15 protein-coding genes and 2 pseudogenes are annotated in these 16,753 nt (G+C 62.2%); 3 read left to right on the forward strand and 14 right to left on the reverse strand.

The window, feature by feature from the left end; genetic code table 11:
- Window positions 1-67: 67 nt before the first annotated feature.
- The 10 genes from copD to PDM28_RS09755 form a co-directional block, all read right to left on the reverse strand.
- Complete coding sequence (gene copD / locus PDM28_RS09710; RefSeq protein ID WP_017354978.1) at window positions 68-997, reverse strand: copper homeostasis membrane protein CopD; 930 nt, start codon at window positions 995-997, stop codon at window positions 68-70.
- A gap of 10 nt (window positions 998-1,007) precedes the next feature.
- Window positions 1,008-1,391 carry a copper homeostasis periplasmic binding protein CopC gene (gene copC / locus PDM28_RS09715; RefSeq protein ID WP_005413416.1) on the reverse strand — a complete coding sequence of 128 codons (384 nt, stop codon included), beginning with the start codon at window positions 1,389-1,391 and terminating at the stop codon, window positions 1,008-1,010.
- 178 nt (window positions 1,392-1,569) lie between these two features.
- Entirely contained in the window at window positions 1,570-1,920 is a 351-nt protein-coding gene (locus tag PDM28_RS09720; RefSeq protein ID WP_012480213.1) for a four-helix bundle copper-binding protein, read from the reverse strand.
- Between the two features lie 70 nt (window positions 1,921-1,990).
- On the reverse strand, window positions 1,991-2,515 hold the full coding sequence (locus PDM28_RS09725) for a DUF411 domain-containing protein (protein ID WP_012480214.1): 525 nt from the start codon (window positions 2,513-2,515) through the stop codon (window positions 1,991-1,993).
- A gap of 14 nt (window positions 2,516-2,529) precedes the next feature.
- Window positions 2,530-3,039, reverse strand: a complete 510-nt coding sequence (locus tag PDM28_RS09730; protein WP_031269112.1) for a nuclear transport factor 2 family protein — start codon at window positions 3,037-3,039, stop codon at window positions 2,530-2,532.
- Window positions 3,040-3,058: 19 nt separating this feature from the next.
- Window positions 3,059-3,829: a c-type cytochrome gene (locus PDM28_RS09735; protein ID WP_005413420.1), complete on the reverse strand. Its 771-nt coding sequence runs from the start codon at window positions 3,827-3,829 to the stop codon at window positions 3,059-3,061.
- A 12-nt stretch (window positions 3,830-3,841) separates the two neighbouring features.
- On the reverse strand, window positions 3,842-5,110 hold the full coding sequence (locus tag PDM28_RS09740) for a copper-binding protein CopB (RefSeq protein ID WP_005413421.1): 1,269 nt from the start codon (window positions 5,108-5,110) through the stop codon (window positions 3,842-3,844).
- Window positions 5,107-6,975: a copper resistance system multicopper oxidase gene (locus PDM28_RS09745; protein ID WP_311184595.1), complete on the reverse strand. Its 1,869-nt coding sequence runs from the start codon at window positions 6,973-6,975 to the stop codon at window positions 5,107-5,109. The genes PDM28_RS09740 and PDM28_RS09745 overlap by 4 nt, the downstream gene beginning before the upstream one ends.
- Before the next feature lie 113 nt (window positions 6,976-7,088).
- Entirely contained in the window at window positions 7,089-7,508 is a 420-nt protein-coding gene (copL, locus tag PDM28_RS09750; protein ID WP_012480218.1) for a transcriptional regulator CopL, read from the reverse strand.
- A gap of 174 nt (window positions 7,509-7,682) precedes the next feature.
- Window positions 7,683-8,033, reverse strand: a complete 351-nt coding sequence (locus tag PDM28_RS09755) for a helix-turn-helix domain-containing protein (protein ID WP_043033515.1) — start codon at window positions 8,031-8,033, stop codon at window positions 7,683-7,685.
- 126 nt (window positions 8,034-8,159) lie between these two features.
- On the opposite strand from PDM28_RS09755, the gene PDM28_RS09760 reads away from it, so the two are divergent.
- Window positions 8,160-8,918 carry a hypothetical protein gene (locus PDM28_RS09760; RefSeq protein WP_223224790.1) on the forward strand — a complete coding sequence of 253 codons (759 nt, stop codon included), beginning with the start codon at window positions 8,160-8,162 and terminating at the stop codon, window positions 8,916-8,918.
- 20 nt (window positions 8,919-8,938) lie between these two features.
- Here the strand turns inward: PDM28_RS09760 and PDM28_RS09765 are convergent, their stop codons facing one another.
- The gene (locus PDM28_RS09765; RefSeq protein ID WP_021201903.1) at window positions 8,939-9,991 is read right to left on the reverse strand and encodes a DNA-binding protein; all 1,053 of its coding nucleotides are present in this window, start codon (window positions 9,989-9,991) and stop codon (window positions 8,939-8,941) included.
- A 362-nt stretch (window positions 9,992-10,353) separates the two neighbouring features.
- Here PDM28_RS09765 and PDM28_RS09770 point away from each other — a divergent pair, with 362 nt between their 5' ends.
- Both PDM28_RS09770 and PDM28_RS09775 read left to right on the forward strand, forming a co-directional pair.
- Window positions 10,354-11,961 carry a peptide chain release factor 3 gene (locus tag PDM28_RS09770; protein ID WP_005413425.1) on the forward strand — a complete coding sequence of 536 codons (1,608 nt, stop codon included), beginning with the start codon at window positions 10,354-10,356 and terminating at the stop codon, window positions 11,959-11,961.
- A gap of 100 nt (window positions 11,962-12,061) precedes the next feature.
- Window positions 12,062-12,202 (forward strand): annotated as a pseudogene (locus PDM28_RS09775) (ISL3 family transposase); the annotation flags it as partial.
- Window positions 12,203-12,347: 145 nt separating this feature from the next.
- Here PDM28_RS09775 and nudE read toward each other — a convergent pair.
- The 3 genes and pseudogenes from nudE to pnp form a co-directional block, all read right to left on the reverse strand.
- Window positions 12,348-12,905, reverse strand: a pseudogene (gene nudE, locus PDM28_RS09780) (ADP compounds hydrolase NudE); the annotation flags it as partial.
- Entirely contained in the window at window positions 12,905-14,512 is a 1,608-nt protein-coding gene (gene groL, locus PDM28_RS09785) for a chaperonin GroEL (RefSeq protein WP_005413427.1), read from the reverse strand. The pseudogene nudE and the gene groL, both read right to left, overlap by 1 nt.
- Window positions 14,509-16,713 (reverse strand): polyribonucleotide nucleotidyltransferase, encoded by a 2,205-nt coding sequence (pnp, locus tag PDM28_RS09790; protein WP_005413428.1) that lies wholly within the window; start codon window positions 16,711-16,713, stop codon window positions 14,509-14,511. Before pnp ends, groL begins: the two co-directional genes overlap by 4 nt.
- Between the last annotated feature and the right edge of the window lie 40 nt (window positions 16,714-16,753).

Genomic DNA, 16,753 nt, shown 5'->3' on the forward strand with positions numbered 1-16,753 from the left:
GTTCATGCCGATGCTCGCTTTAGTGGGGATGGACTGCCAAGGCAGTGTGCCATTGCGGGTTACACAGCTATTCGGGGCTGAGCGTCCCGAGCACTGAAACAACAATCAGGATCAAGATGGCCAGCGCGGCCTCAGCCGTAACACTCTGCCGCAAAGCCCGCACCTCCTGCGCGGGATCTCCGCTGGTCAGCGCTCGTTCCAAGCGCGGCACCAGCGTCCATCGGTGCAGCGCTCCCAAACCCAGCATTCCAGCGAACAGGGCCAGTTTGAAAAGCAGCAACTTCCCGTAGGTGCTCTGGAACAGGGCCGAAAACGACCACGCGGTGAGATCCCCGTAGTGCGCGATGCCGGACACGATGAGCGCACCAACGAAGATCGTTCCCAGCGTCGAAAAACCATGCAGAAAGTCATGCGTTGATCGCAGACGCCCGCTGCCGTTCGTCTCTTTGCCGCGCAGCAGCATGGCAAGGAACATCAGGACCGCTGCGATCCAGCCGCCTGCCGCGAGAAGATGGACGATGCCTGCAGCAAGCCGGACCGCGCCAGCCAAGCCCTCGCCAGCGGCGGCGTGGCCGTTCCATGCCAGCGAAGCGAGTGCGCCGCCCGCCAGCATCGCCCCCAGCGGGAAGGCGGTCTCCACCTTCCCGCGGCGACGATGCCATCCGAGCACGAACATCAGGGCGACCAGCAGCGCGCCTCTCGCCATGGCTGCCCGGCCCGCGGACGTCTCGAGCAGATACCAGCCAAGCGATGCGCGATCAACCTCGGCAAGCGGCATTCCCATGATGCCCGCGGTCTTGAAGACGACATCGAGCCCGGTGAGCACGAGACCGGCTACGGCACCCGCCAATAGAACGCCCATGAGTGACCACCCGGCCAAGGCGTCGGCGAGTGCCGATCGACGCGACCCGTACCAACCGAAGAGTGGAACCCCGAAAAGAACCATGATGACAAGGTATTCCAAGAATCTCAGTGCATAAGCCGACAGGTCGAACATTCGCGACTCCTCAGCGCACCGTGAAGCTGAAGCTGCCCGGCATGGGGTGGTTGTCACCACCGACGGCGCGGTATTCCACGGTATAGACGCCCGGAGCCAGCGGTCCAGGCAACTTGGCACGCAGGGTCTTGCCGTTGTTGACGATCTCGGTCGTGAAATTCTCGATCGGCATGGTGGAACTGCCGTGCTTCATGAGCAACTTGAGACGCGACGCCCGCGGAATCAATGTCTCGTTGAACACGAGATCGATCTGGCCTGGCGAGGCCACCACCGCATTTGCCGCCGGTGTGGACTGCTGCAGCGCGGCGTGGGCGTGCGCGACCTGCAGCGAAAACTGCCCGGCCGCGATTGCGAGGACGAGCGCGAAGGAGCGAATGACGTTGGACGACTTCATATGGATAAATCCTCATTGGAATGTGATGCAAAGCCCGTTCGGGAGGGGCCGCGCTGTGTTCGATGCGACAAGCGTTAGATGTCGGACTGTCACTGAAACCACGATTTGTCGGATTTTCTTGATACTTCCGCTTTCGCGAGACGAGGATCCCACCGGCTCAGGCGGGATCCTCGACGCATTACGCTGCCATGGCGCTGCAGCTTTCCGCGCAGCGGCGACAAACTTCGGCGCAGCGCGTCATCTCAGGGTCGTTCATGGCGTCGCATGCATCGGCGCACTGGCGGCAGATCTCCGCGCAGGCACCGCAAACCACGTCGTGAACGCTGGCACCGCGCAGCATCGCGTCGGCACTGGTTGCGCAGGTATCGGCACACGTCGCCAACAGGGCGATGTGCTCCGGGGCCGCGTGAACACCTCCTTTGGTCAGGCAGTAGTTGATGGTCTCCAGGCAGATCGCATGGCATTGCGTGCAGTTGTCGATGCACTCGTTCATGGCCTGGGGCCGGTGTGCTGCGGAATGGTGAGTCATGTAGTTCTCCTTCTTCCTCGCGGGCGAGAATCGGCGCGCCCGCAACACCGTCCCCTGTTGCTGCGACGGATCAGTGCTGTGCGAACGGTTCAGTGGTTCCGTCGCGATGTATCAGCTCGACCGTGAACGGCTGCTGGCGTCCCTCCGGGACCTCCATGCCCGGAGAACCAAGCGGCATCCCTGGGAGGACCAGGCCGCGTGCGTTCGGCTTTTCTTCGAGGAGACGCTTGATGTCCGCGGCCGGAACGTGGCCTTCGATGACGTATCCGCCGATCTCGGCCGTGTGGCAGGAGCCCTTTGCATAGGGGACACCCAACCGCTCCTTGACCAGACCCAGGTCATCCATGTCGTGCACATCCACGGTGAATCCCGCCTTCTGCACGTGGTCGATCCAGACACCGCAGCACCCGCAGGTCGGGGTCTTGTGGACGGTCATGCGTGGCAGGGCTGCTGGAGTCGCGTCGGCTGATTGGACGACAACCTGTGCGGAGGGCGAGGTTGTGGGTTGCGCGGATGAAGCATCCTGGGTGCAAGCACCCAGACCAGCCACGGCAAGGACCACAAAAGTCAGACGGTGCAATGTGAGCGTAGTCATTTCAATCTCTCGACTCAGCGCTTGGTCCGCGAGGACCAGTGGATGTGGACGATCCGCCAGCCGTCCGCGGTCTCCTTCAGCACCATCGTCTCGTCGCTCTGGACGGTCAGTGGCTGGCCGTCCTTCTGGGCATGCAACTCGCTTTCGGTTCCGACCCACGCGAACTCGCCAGCGGCTCGTGCGCGCTGACGGAGCAGCTGGCGATGGGCGCCCTTGAGGAACGCCGCATCGCTGACTGCGTGATGGCCCATGTATTCCTCGCGGCTGCGTTCGGCGCCCCCGGACTCGAGGATGAGAACGTCGGCAGCGAGCAGGGCTTCGACCGTGGCCAGATCGCCGCTAGACAGGGCCCTGTTGAAACGCTCCGCTACGGCGACCGCGGCCTCTGCAGTGACTGGGACGTCGACGTCCGCAGATGCCGCGGCAGCGGGGTGATGTGCGTGCGGCTGTGTCGCCTGCGCCATTGCGGGGGACACGACGGCCAGTGCCAGTGCGAGGGTGAACGAGATTGCTGTTGCGTTCATTGCGTGGGCTCCAAGGAGATCAATGGGGGTGCGCATGGCCGTCATCGGCCACGGGCGTGTGTGGTGCAGGGTGCGACTCCACCTTGCCGTCGGGATGGCCGTGGCTCACCAACCCGACTTCCGTGTCGCTGGGTGTCGGGCCGTGGTGATCGTCGTCCACGCCCGGCGGGTGCGCATGCGGCATGGAGTTGTTGCCCGGCTCGAATAAGGCAGGGTGATCCTCGGCCTTTTCGTCGTCATGGTGGCCTTGCGTCTCGCCGCCGCCATGCGAATGGCCCTCGCTGCTGTCGACAAGTTCCTTGTACGCAGTCGCGTCCAGCGTGGGCAACTTCTGCAGGAAGGCCGACATGTTCCATATGAACTCATCGTCCATGCTGCCGCCCCAAGCGGGCATGCCGCTGGCCTTGATGCCGTGCTTGATCACCCAGAACGCCTCAGCTGGAGCGACCGGCTGTTTGCTTAGGTTCGGTGGCGCGGGGTACAGGCCCTTGCTCATCTCGGTGGCCGCCGCGTCTGGTGAAAGATGGCAGGTCACGCACATGGCGTTGTAGTTGCCCGCACCCTGGCGGATACGCTCAGGATCATCAAGGTTCGTGGGTAGCTGAAGCTTGGCGGCGCGCACCTCAATGGAACGCTCGCGCGCCGTTTCAAGTAGCGCATACACCGGGCGACTATGCGGATCGTCGGCGGCCACGTTGTACACGCCCAGAGAGAGCGTGGCGGTTGCGACCACCGCAACCAATGCCACGCCGGCACCGAGCCATACCCACATCTTTTTGTTGGATTTCATTGTCAGTTCCCCTTAGAACCAGGTACGAAGGCCGATGACCAAGCGCGTGTCTTCAAAGGACTCGCCATGCTCGCGTCGCATGTCTGCGGTATTGCCAAACGCGCGCTCGTACACCACGCCGATGTAGGGAGCGAACTTTCGGGTGAACTCATAGCGAAGTCGTAGCCCCGCCTCAGCGGCACTCAGACCCGAACCTATCCCGCGCAATGGATCGTTCTTGCCATAGGCGGTGACTTCCACCAGCGGCTGCAAGATCAGCCGGTTGGTTAGCAGCAATTCGTACTCGGCCTCGACATTGGCGGCAGTCTGGCCCCCTTCGCCGAGATAGGCTGTGGCGGACACTTCGAACTTCATCGGCGCCAAGCCCTGTACACCGATAGCGGCGAAGTTCTGCGATGCCCCAGGCTTGAAGTCATGACGCACACCGGCCACCACATCCCACCACGTGGAGATACTGCGGCCGTAAAGCACTTCCAGATCAGCCGACTCGGTCTGACCATCCGTGCGTTCGCCTTCACTGCGGAGCCAGACGCGATTGAGGTCCGTACCGATCCAGCCCTGGCCCTCCCAGCCCAGCCCGGTGCCCGGATCGGCATCCCAGGTTTCCAGGCGATTGAGCAGCACGTAGCTCTTGATCGAGTTGTCATGCACCGGATGCGCGTGTTCCGGCGCGATGGCCGCCTTGCGATCCGCGTCCGTCACCGCGGGAATCGGGGTGCGCGGCTGCGTTGGCGCTGCAGGCCCGTGTCCCATCTGACTGTGGTCCATGCCCTCCATCGATTGCATTCCCGCTTCTGGTGTAGCGGGCGCGGGCGAATCATGGCCCATCTGCGAATGGTCCATCCCCTGCATCGCAGGCGTGGCCGTGCCGGAGGTGTCGGCTGCAGCGGGCTGTGCCATCTGACTGTGATCCATGCCCTGCATCGACTGCGCCTGCGCTGTGGGCGCCGCAGGTGTGCTCGCGGGCGAGCCGTGCCCCATCTGCGAATGGTCCATGCCCTGCATGGCAGGCTCGGCTGCGTTAGCCTGCGGCTCGGCGTGGCCCATCGCCGCATGATCGATCGTCGCTTCGCTCGTCTTGGCCGGTGTTGCAGGCTTTTGGGCTGGCGCAGGTTTTGATGTCGGTGCCTGATGTGCAGAGTGATCCTGAGTCTGGGTCTGCGCGCCCTGCTCCATCTGCATGGAGCCGTGCTGCATAGATTGGGCGCTGGCCGCATTGGCCAGGGCCAGCGAGATAGCCGTCAGCGCAGTCAGGGTGGTATCGCGTCTATTGATGTTCATTCGTCGACCCTCACCGTGCGCATCATTCCGGCTTCCATGTGATAAAGCAGGTGGCAATGGAACGCCCAGCTGCCCAACGCATCGGCACGCACGCGATACGTGCGTCGGCTACCTGGCGGCATATCCACCGTGTGCTTGCGCACCATGAAGTTGCCGTTGTCGTCCTCCACGTCACTCCACATGCCGTGCAAATGGATGGGATGGGTCATCATCGTGTCGTTAACCAATACGATGCGCATACGCTCGCCGTAGTTCAGCCGCAGCGGCTCGACATCGGAAAACTTCTGACCGTTGAAGCCCCAGGAGAATTTCTCCATGTGTCCGGTCAGATGCAGCTCGATCTCGCGACCGGGGTCGCGTCCGTCAGGGTCTTCAAAGGTGCTCTTGAGCATGGAATACGTCAGCACATGACGGCCGTTATCGCGCAGGCCATTGCCCGGATCATCCAAGCGCGAACTCACGCTCATGGCTTGGTTGTCCAACAGGGGATTGTTGGTCTCGCTAGCAGGGTGTGATTGCATGCCCCCGTGCTGCATGCCTGCCATGGCACCATCGCCGGCGGCGGGCATCGCATGGCCTGCATGGGCCGAGGTCGCGTTACCGCTGACAGATGGGGTCATGCCAGGCATGCCCATGGCCGCACCACAGCCGCCTTCCATGCCCTTGCTGCCGCCAGACATATCCATCGACCCATGATCCATGCCCATGTCTGCCATCGTCAGCAGCGGCCGGGGATCCACAGACGGAACGGGCGCGCGTAATCCTTCGCGCACAGCGAGCGTGCCGCTGATGTAGCCGGTGCGACCGGAGTCTTGGGCAAAGATGGTGAATGCGTCCTGCCCGGAGGGCTCCACGATCACATCGAAGGTTTCTGCTACCGCGATGCGGAACTCGTCGACGGAAACCGGATGGACATACAAGCCATCTGCCGCCACCACGGTCATCTTCAGCCCCGGAATACGCACATCGAAGTACGTCATGGCAGAGCCATTGATGAAACGCAGGCGCACCTTCTCGCCACTGCGGAACAAACCGGTCCAGTTGCCCAGTGAGGTCGTGCCGTTCATCAGGTAGGTGTAGGTGTTGGCGTTGACGTCGGACAGGTCCGTGGGCGTCATCCGCATCACGCCCCACATCTTGCGATCTTCCAACGTGGCCGACAGGCCGTTGCGCTTCACATCGCGCGCAAAATCGCCGACCGTGCGCTTGTAGTAATTGTCATGGCCCGGCATCTTCTTCAAACGATCGAACAGGGCCGTCGGGTCCAGGTCTGTCCAATCGCTCAGCATCACGACGTAGTCGCGATCGAAACTGAAGGGCTCCGGCTCCAATGGGTCGATGACGATCGGGCCATAGAGCCCGGCTTGTTCCTGGAACCCTGAGTGGCTGTGGTACCAGTAGGTTCCGCCCTGATGCAGGGTGAACCGGTAGTGGTAGGTCTCACCACGTCCGATACCGTCAAAGCTCAGACCCGGCACGCCGTCCATGTTGGCCGGCAAAATGATGCCGTGCCAATGGATGGAGGTGTCCGCGCCATGGATGGAGTTAGCGGGCAATGCATTAGAGACGCGCAAGTTGACCGTGGTGCCTTCCCGCCACCGCAGCAACGGCGCCGGAACGGACCCGTTGACCGTGATCGCGGTGCGGGTCTTGCCGGTGAAGTTCATCGGCGTCTCGCCAATGGTCAGGTCAAACTCAGTGCCCGATAGTACGTTGGGTTGTCCCGGCCCCTTGAGCGCCCAACTGGCTTTGGGCCAGAAACCTAATCCTGCGACTGCGCCTCCCAAGGCCAAGCCTTGGACAAATCGCCGCCGCGAAGGCAGCAGCGGTCCACCGCGTGGACCACGAAAATCATCATGCGACATGAAAATGCTCCAAGCGTCGTGTTGCCACCGGCGGGCGGTGGTACAGAGCGGGCGGCTGGCCTAAACAGGCATGCAAGCCACACCAACGGCGCCATTGCGGCGCCTAGGGACGCTTAGCCGATCGGTGGTCGGATCAGATGAGGCAAGGCAGGTGCCGCATGCCCTAGGGGCAGCGGCATGACATCCAGGCCCAAGGCCAGTTGCACCGAAACATGCAGGCGCGCAGGAAGTGCGCTCGCGCAAGCGTGTACGCAGGCGCACCGGCACGCAGAAGACTTGCAACAGTCGGGACCGGCATGGTCGCCATGCCCAGTGCCAGCCTTTTCAATCGATGTGGCATCGGGATGATGCTCAGCACTGTGATGGGCGAAGCAGTCTTCGTCGACTTGCACCGCGGCAGCCACTTCGCTGGCCTGCTCTTCCATGACCGGGTTCATACTGACGGACGCAAACGCCGACCACGCGCCGTTAAGCACGAGCATGGCGATCAGGAACAGTCGCAGTAGAAGTGAGGAGGCTGACACGGGCGACATGGTATATCACTTGAGACAAGGCGCGTGTGTATCGGTCGTGAACAAAATCTCAAGTAAGCCTGAGATGTCGCGACTTGTCAGTCGCACTAGCCGCGGACACTGCAGCTCCCTCCAGAAGCGCCCAAAGGGCGGGTTGAGGCGAAGAGTTGCCCATAGGGCGAGCGCTTGTTCGGTTTACTTCTCGGGCGTGGCCTCGATCAGCTTCACCAACTCGCGCTTCTGCTGCTTGCTTAGCGAGCCCCAGCGCAGGAGCAACTTGGCCAGCAGATCATCGTCGGTGTAAAGGAAGGCGGCGGGGATCCCCAACGCTTGGGCCAACCGCTCAGCAATCTCCAGCATGGGCTCGTGCTTGCCACGCTCGTACTGGTTGATTCGGGGGCTGGCCACGTGAGGATCCAGACCGGCCCGGATGCCCAACTCCTTCTGCGACAAACCCGTGTGCAGGCGGGCTTGTTTGAGGCGTCGAGCGAAGGTCGGTGTTGAGTCGACGGACAAAGTCACGCGCGCACCCCATGGAGACCCCATAAGGATGGCGGATGTACCCTGCCTTGCATACTAAGATATTCTTAGCTTTGAGGCAACCGGCGACACCGGTAGCGCCGCCCCCCCCCCCCCCAGGAGCCACGCCGCTCCCTCATCCCCGGAAACCGCATGCCCGGAACCTCGTCAATGACGCCATCTGGGGTCGCCAGCATCGAGGAGTTGGGCCTTCGTGGCACCCTTTTCCTAGCCGCACTGTTAGCCGCGCAGCTACGACGCCTACCGGTGGCGCCCACACGCCGCTCCACCTTGCTGGTGCTGGACACGCTGCGAGACTTGGCCTTGATCCAAGTTCCCTGGCCAGCGGATCGATGGCAGATCCGCCCCGATGCCGAGGTCACGCCCATCGAAGATCTGCAATGGGCTTTCGCCTGGTCTACCCACGAGCGCAGGCACCTGCTCCCGGTGCTGGAAGACCAACTCGGCGATATGGCACACGATGTAGACTTGGCGGACGCGAAACTGGAGCTGTGGGATGAACTTGCACTCTGGGAGACCGAGCAGTTTCTGGAGCAGCAATTGCTCAAACATCACTTCGACCCAGGCTGGGCACGTGATGTGGGGTTCGTCTTTCAATCCGGACCGCGGGGCTTGCCGATCGCGCGGTGGCGTTACTGCTGCTGGGCGGCGGTACGCCAAGGTGCCTCGGTGGCGATGCGTCTTGGCGTGCACGACAGCGCCCATGTGCGGGAAGCCATCTTTCAGGAGGTCCAGAAGCGCCTGCGCTACCTGATGACCAGTTCGCCCGAGCAAGGCATGTTCAAGCCCTATCATTTGGCACCGGAGTCCTCAGTAGCCAAACTGTTTGTAGATTGGGTCGTCCCTATGGAATGGGCGTACTGGACAGGTGAGCGCCACCCCAGCCGCTAGCAGACAAACGAGCAGCCTCGTCAGTCGGCTCCCCCATCTTGCGCATGGCCGCGCCGAGTTTTCTTCACCGCATTTTGTGCTGGCGTCAGTTGATTCAGTAGAGGCTCTAGCGCTTCAAGACGTGCATTGGCACGCAACGCATCGGCTTCAGCGCTCTCGCGGCGCTCACGCTCCCGCGCAAGGGTGTCTTGAACTTGAGCTAGCTCGTTGCGCATGGTATCCAAGGTCTTGGCGTCAGTCTTCCAGCGCTCCTGCAGTGCCAAATAGTCCGTCGCGGTCTGGCGCAACGCCACGACCTCGCTGTGTTGGCCTTCGTGGGCCTGTCGTAGCTGGGCAAGCTCACGCTCAATCCGCCCGTGGCGCTCCAGCCATTGACCATTGTCGCGGTTCAGCACCAACAGCTCCTGATTCTTCGCGCCCAAGGCTTCATTGGCCTGACGTAAGGCTACTTGCAGCTCTTGGACCTGATGCTCGTGACGGCGAAGCTCTTGCTCACGCTGCTCTTTGGTTGAAGTGCGGTAGTGCTCAAGCGCTTCCCGGGCATGGGCATGCTTGTCCTCCAGAGAACGCGTATGCGCCTCATGATCAGCCAGCCGCACCGTCATGCCAGCGATGCGCTCGTTCAACTGGGCGATTTCCGCGATCCTGTCACCTAGATTCTGTTGAAGGAGGGCGTGAGCAGCTTGCTCTTGGTGCAGGCTTGCTTCGGTGCGCTGCAGCCGACTGCTCAAGGCGGCAGCCTCCTCTTGGGCACCGGAAAGCGCCTGTTGCCGACTGTGGAGCTCAGCCTGATGGCGCTCACGCTCCTGGGTGAGGATGGCCTCTGCTTCCTCCTGGAGCCGCGAGGCCAAGCGCGCAACCAAGTCCTGCAAAGCATCACTAACGGCTACCGTCCTCGCCGGACCGCCGCCTTCCTCTCCTTCCAGTTCACGCAAGTAGCGGTGGATCGTGGTCTTGGAGCCCGTGTTGCCCAAGGCCACTCGCACCGCGTCGACTGACGGCTTCTTGCGTTGGGCCAGCAGCGCGTCGCGCGCCTTCTGGACGTCACTCTTATAGAGTCCTGCGCGCGCCATCGTGCCACCTCACTTTATTTCGTAATGTATTACATACCATGTAATTACATACTATTAAAGCAGGTAGACGACCGCTCGTCGGCGAAAATAGTTATACGGGATAATATTGAATTATCCCGCCTGATCGTCTTTTTGCTCCAGATTTCACCGGTGGCACGTACGAAACGGTCCGAGAGGAGACGCCCCTGCAGACGCCTATGGCACCTCTATCGACCAGGCCATCCAGAGGGGCCTCGTGCTGGGTTAAAATTGAGCGCGAATGGCCCATTCTTCTCCCACGACCACGCCAATGCCGCCCTAGACCCAGCCTGGGCCTAGATCGTCAAGACGTGGTTACAGCGCACAGCGCTTGAGGGAGTCTTATGCCGACCCATACCGCGGAGGCCGCGCGCCGCCGCACGTTTGCCATCATTTCGCACCCGGATGCCGGGAAAACCACCCTGACCGAGAAGTTTCTGTTGTTTGGCGGCGCCATTCGCCAGGCCGGTAGCGTCAAGTCCCGGAAGTCAGCCAAGCACGCCACGTCCGACTGGATGACGCTGGAGAAGGAACGCGGCATTTCGGTCACCTCGTCGGTGATGCAGTTCCCCTACGATGGCCGCATCGTCAACCTGCTCGATACGCCGGGGCATGCCGACTTCTCCGAGGACACCTACCGTGTGCTGACCGCGGTCGATTCGGCGCTGATGGTCATCGACTGCGCCAAGGGCGTGGAAGAGCGCACGATCAAGCTGATGGAGGTCTGTCGGCTGCGGGACACGCCGATCATGACCTTCATCAACAAGCTCGACCGCGAAGGCAAGTCGCCGGTCGAACTGCTGGACGAGGTCGAGCGCGTCCTCGACATCCCCTGCGCACCGATCACCTGGCCGATCGGCATGGGATCGAGGCTCAAGGGCGTGATCCATCTGATGACCGGCGAGGTCCACCTGTTCGAAACTGGCAAGAACTTCACGCGACAGGATTCGACGATCTTCCCATCCATAGAGGATCCTGCACTGGTCAAGCGCGTCGGAGCGCAGCTCCTCGATGAGGTCCGGGAGGAGCTGGCCCTGGTTCAGGGCGCGTCTCATCCCTTCGATCGCGAACTGTATTTGGCAGGTCTGCAGACTCCGGTATTCTTCGGCTCGGCGGTGAACAACTTTGGTGTCCAGTTGCTGCTCGACTTCTTCGTCACGCATGCGCCGGCACCCAAGCCACGCGACGCATCCCTGAGGAAGGTTTCGCCAGAGGAGCCGGCTTTCAGTGGCTTCGTGTTCAAGATCCAGGCCAATATGGATCCATTGCATCGCGACCGCGTCGCCTTCCTGCGCGTGTGCTCCGGCAGCTATCAGCACGGCATCAAGGCACTCCATGTCCGCACGGGCAAGGAGATGCGGCTTGGCGATGCCTTGACGTTCATGGCGTCCGAGCGTGAGTTGGCCGAGCACGCCTACCCGGGCGACGTCATTGGCATTCATAACCACGGCACGATCGCCATCGCCGACACGTTCACCGTCGGCGATCCGTTGCAGTTCACCGGCATACCGAGCTTTGCCCCCGAGCTGTTCCGGCGCATCCGCCTGCGGGACCCGTTGCGTCTCAAGCATTTGCAAAAGGGTCTGACCCAGTTGTCTGAAGAGGGAGCCACGCAGTTTTTCCGGCCACTGTTGTCCAACGACCTGATCCTCGGGGCAATCGGAACCCTGCAGTTCGAGGTGGTGGCCTATCGGTTAAAGGACGAGTACGGCGTGGAAGCGAGTTTCGAACCGGTCCAGATCCACACTGCGCGCTGGATCCAGGCTGAGAGCGATTCCGATCTCGAAGAGTTCCGTGAGAAGGCGGCAACCCATCTTGCGCTCGATGCTTCCGGAGCCCTGGTCTACCTGGCACCCAGTCGCGTCAACCTGCAGATGGCGCAGGAACGTGCACCGAAGATTTGCTTCACAGCCACACGCGAGCACTCCCAAGCCGTGGGTCGCGCGGACTAGGGGTTGTCCGTGTAAAAATGGTTCTTTGCGGATTACCGTGGAGCCTCGGCTGACCAACGGTGCCCTTGAGGCCTGATTTCCTAGATTCGAGGATGCAGCCATGCTGGACCGGAAGACGATCGAAAAGCTGGATGGCCGGGAAGGCTATCGGGTAGAGCGCGTGGCGTGGCCTGAGGATGACAGCCGGACCGTCACGATCTACCTCAAGCCATCGGCGCGGACGATGTACTGCGAGCACTGCGACACTCCCAAGCCGTGGGTCGCGTGCAGCGCAGGGGAAACCATCACGTTCATGAACCCCTCACCTCCGGTCGAATCGGCAATTGATCGGCGCGGACGTCGACCGCGTGCTCGATAGGCATTGATGCCGGACGTCTAACCCCCACGCGCTCCCGCATCACCTCGCGCACGATGAACAGCGACGCGATCGAGCACGCTTCAGAGCAGTCCTCGCGCAGGGCCAATTCGTGGAGGCGATCGAGCTGCCAAGGGACCACCTCGAGCTCTTCGGGTTCGTCCCCCGGCAAGCGCTCCGGGTACAGGTCCTCCGCCAGTACCAGATGGATGGCGTTGCTCATGTAGGTGGGGGCCAAGGTCAGTGGCCGCAGATAGCGCATAACCTTGGCGCCCATTCCGACCTCTTCCTTCAGCTCGCGATTGGCGGCCTCGAGAATCGACTCGCCGGGGTCCATACGTCCCTTGGGCAGGCCAAGTTCGTATCGATGGGTGCCCACCGCGTACTCGCGAATCAAAAGTACCGTGTGCGGATCGGGCATCGCGGCGATGATGACGCTTCCAGGTGAGCGGGTGTGGAGCCGCTCGTAGAGCCGTCGCTCCCCGTTCGCGAATTCGAGATGCACCTGTTCCAGGCAATACGGGCCGAGCTCGGTCGCATCAGCCCGATGGATGACCGGTAGGCGCAGGATCGTGTTGAGGCGGGACATCAGCCGTCTTCCGATTGCACCGCGCCCGGCGGTTCTGCTTCGGCAATCGCGACGCCGCTGCTGAGGAACATGCGGGCAGCAGCGGCCGCATTCTCCAAGGCCAAGCGGGTGACCTTGGTCGGATCGAGGATGCCGAACGCGACCATGTCGCCGTATTCGCCGGTCTGGGCGTTGTAGCCGAAATTGCCGCTGCCTTCCTTGACTTTGTTGACCACGACCGATGGCTCTTCACCGGCGTTGGCGACGATCTCGCGCAGCGGTGCTTCCATCGCGCGCAGGGCGATCTGGATGCCGTGGTTCTGGTCTTCGTTGGCGCCCTTCAGGCCTGCAATCGCGGCCTTGGCGCGCAGCAGCGCGACGCCGCCGCCCGGGACGATGCCTTCTTCCACCGCCGCACGCGTGGCGTGCAGGGCGTCTTCGACGCGGGCCTTCTTTGCCTTCATCTCGATCTCGGTCGACGCACCGACCTTGATCACCGCCACGCCGCCGGCCAGCTTGGCAACGCGCTCCTGCAGCTTCTCGCGGTCGTAATCCGACGAGGTGTCTTCGATCTGGGTCTTGATCTGGGTGACACGCGATTCGATGTTGGCCTTCTCGCCGGCGCCATCGATGATCGTGGTGTTTTCCTTGGAGACCTGCACCTTCTTGGCGCGGCCCAGGTCCTTGATCGTCGCCTTTTCGAGCGACAGACCGATTTCCTCGGAGATCACGGTGCCGCCGGTCAGCACGGCCATGTCTTCCAGCATCGCCTTGCGACGGTCGCCGAAGCCCGGTGCCTTGACGGCCACGACCTTGACGATGCCACGGATGGTGTTGACCACCAGAGTCGCCAGCGCTTCGCCTTCGATGTCTTCGGCGATGATCAGCAGCGGCTTGCCGGACTTGGCCACGCCTTCCAGCACGGGCAGCAGGTCGCGCACGTTGGAGATCTTCTTGTCGTGCAGCAGCACGTACGGATCGTCCAGGTCAGCGGTCTGCGACTGCTGGTTGTTGATGAAGTACGGGGACAGGTAGCCGCGGTCGAACTGCATGCCTTCGACGACGTCCAGCTCGTTTTCCAGGCCCGAGCCTTCTTCAACGGTGATCACGCCTTCCTTGGTCACGCGGCGCATCGCTTCGGCGATGATGTTGCCGATCGATTCGTCGGAGTTGGCCGAGATCGTACCGACCTGGGCGATCGCCTTGTCGTCGGTGGTCGGCTTGGAGATGTTCTTCAGCTCGGCGACGGCGGCGATCACGGCCTTGTCGATACCGCGCTTGAGGTCCATCGGGTTCATGCCGGCAGCAACGGCCTTGGCGCCTTCGCGGATCAGGGCCTGGGCCAGCACGGTGGCGGTGGTGGTGCCGTCGCCGGCGTCATCGTTGGTGCGGGAAGCAACTTCCTTCACCATCTGCGCGCCCATGTTCTCGAACTTGTCAGCCAGTTCGATTTCCTTGGCGACAGACACGCCGTCCTTGGTGATGGTCGGGGCGCCGAAGCTCTTTTCGAGCACGACGTTGCGGCCCTTCGGGCCCAGGGTGGCCTTGACGGCATTGGCGAGAATGTTGACGCCGCGCAGCAGGCGCAGCCGCGCATCATTATCGAAAAGGATCTCTCTGTGCGTCATGACCGTTCCTCCGCAATAAAAACGCATGCCGGAGGGGAGCCGCCAGAACCCCCGGCATACGCCGACTCCGGCAGCAACACTTTCGTTCCGTCCACCGCCTTCATCGAAAGCCGAACCCGACCCTGCATGTCCACTTCCAGGACCTTGACCTTCACCACATCCCCTTCCGACAGAACGGAATTCGGGTTTTCCACTCGCTCGTCAGAAATCTGCGAGACGTGCACCAGTCCGACCTTGCCCGGCGCGATGGTGACGAACGCGCCGAAGTCAAGCACCTTTGCCACCTTACCTTCGTAGACCCGACCCGGTTCGATTTCGGCCGTGATCTGTTCGATACGCCTGCGCGCCGTGTCGGCGGCTCCGCCGCTGGTCGAAGCGATCACGATCGTGCCGTCGTCCCGGATATCGATCTGCGTGCCAGTTTCCTTGGTGAGCGCCTGGATGGTGGCCCCGCCCTTGCCGATCACCTCGCGGATCTTGTCCGGATGGATCTTGATCGTCAGCAGGCGCGGTGCGAACTCCGACATCTGCTCGCGCGGGGCCTGGATGGCCTTGGCCATCTCCCGAAGGATGTGCAGTCGCCCTTCTCGCGCCTGCGCCAATGCCACCTCCATGATCTCGGCGGTCACGCCGTCGATCTTGATGTCCATCTGCAGGGCCGAGATACCGTCGATAGTGCCGGCGACCTTGAAATCCATATCGCCCAGGTGGTCCTCGTCACCCAGGATGTCGGACAGCACCGCGAACCGATCGCCTTCCTTGACCAGGCCCATGGCGATGCCTGTCACAGGCCCCTTGACCGGAACGCCCGCAGCCATCAGGGCCAGCGAGCTGCCGCACACTGAAGCCATCGAGGAAGAACCATTGGACTCGGTGATCTCCGACACTATTCGAATGGTGTAAGGGAATGCTTCCATCGACGGCATGATCGCGGCGACGCCACGCTTGGCCAGACGGCCGTGGCCGATTTCGCGTCGCTTTGGGCCGATCATCGGACCCGTCTCGCCGACGCAGTAAGGCGGGAAGTTGTAGTGGAAAAGGAAGTGTTCCTTGTACTCGCCGGTGACGGCATCGATGACCTGGCCGTCACGCGTAGTGCCGAGCGTGGTGGTCACGATGGCTTGGGTTTCGCCGCGTGTGAACACCGCCGAGCCATGAGTGCGCGGCAGCACGCCGAGTTGGATCGAGATCGGACGTACGTCTTCGAGACCGCGACCGTCCAGCCGACGCCGATCCTGCAGCACCATGCGGCGCACAGCGGTGTACTCGAGGTCGTCCAGCTCCGCGCGGACTTGGGCGACCTCCCAACCCGTTGCCGAGGTCGTCGGTGCAGCTAGCGCAATCAACACTTCATTTCTGATCGCCTGCACTCGTTTCTTGCGTGCGATCCGGTCGGTGATCAGCAAGGCGCTGTTGAGGTTGTTTCCAATCTGTGTGCGCACCGTATCGGCCAGGGCCAGGTCGCGTGGTGGATGGCTCCACTCCCACTTGGTCACCTTCGCTTCTTGGGCGAGTTCCTCGATCGCTTCGATCACGGGCTGCATGGCGTGGTGGCCAAGCGACACCGCCGCCAGCATGATCTCCTCCGAGAGCACGTTGGCTTCGGACTCGACCATCAACACGCCGTGCCGGGTGCCGGCGACGACCAGATTGAGGTCGGAGGCCTTGAGCTCTTCGGTGGTCGGGTTGACCAGAAAACTGTCGCCGTGGCGGCCGATGCGGACCGCTCCAATCGGCCCCTTGAACGGCAACCCCGACAAGCGCAGCGCGGCGGAGGCGCCGACCATGGCTGGAATATCGGGATCGATCAACGGATCGACGGACAGCACGGTCGCAATGACCTGGACCTCGTGGCGGAACTGATCGGGAAACAGTGGTCTTACCGGCCGGTCGATCAGGCGCGAGGTCAGGATTTCCTTTTCGGTCGGGCGACCCTCGCGCTTGAAGAAACCACCGGGGATACGACCGCCTGCGTAGAAGCGCTCCCGGTACTCGACGGTGAGCGGGAAGAAGTCGAGTCCATCTTTCGCGCGCTTGCTGCCGACCGCGGTTACCAGCACCACCGTATCGCCCATGCGGACTATGACCGCGCCGGACGCCTGCTTGGCGATCTCGCCGGTTTCGAGGGTGAGTTCATGCGCCCCGAAGGCGCAGCGCTTCACGACCGGTAATTTAGCCGGTGCATTCGTCATCAGATTCATTATGTTTTCCTTTCATCAACAAGGATATGCCGACCACCGC

Origin of the sequence: Stenotrophomonas aracearum, assembly GCF_031834615.1 — a bacterium.
GTDB classification, from domain to species: domain Bacteria; phylum Pseudomonadota; class Gammaproteobacteria; order Xanthomonadales; family Xanthomonadaceae; genus Stenotrophomonas; species Stenotrophomonas aracearum.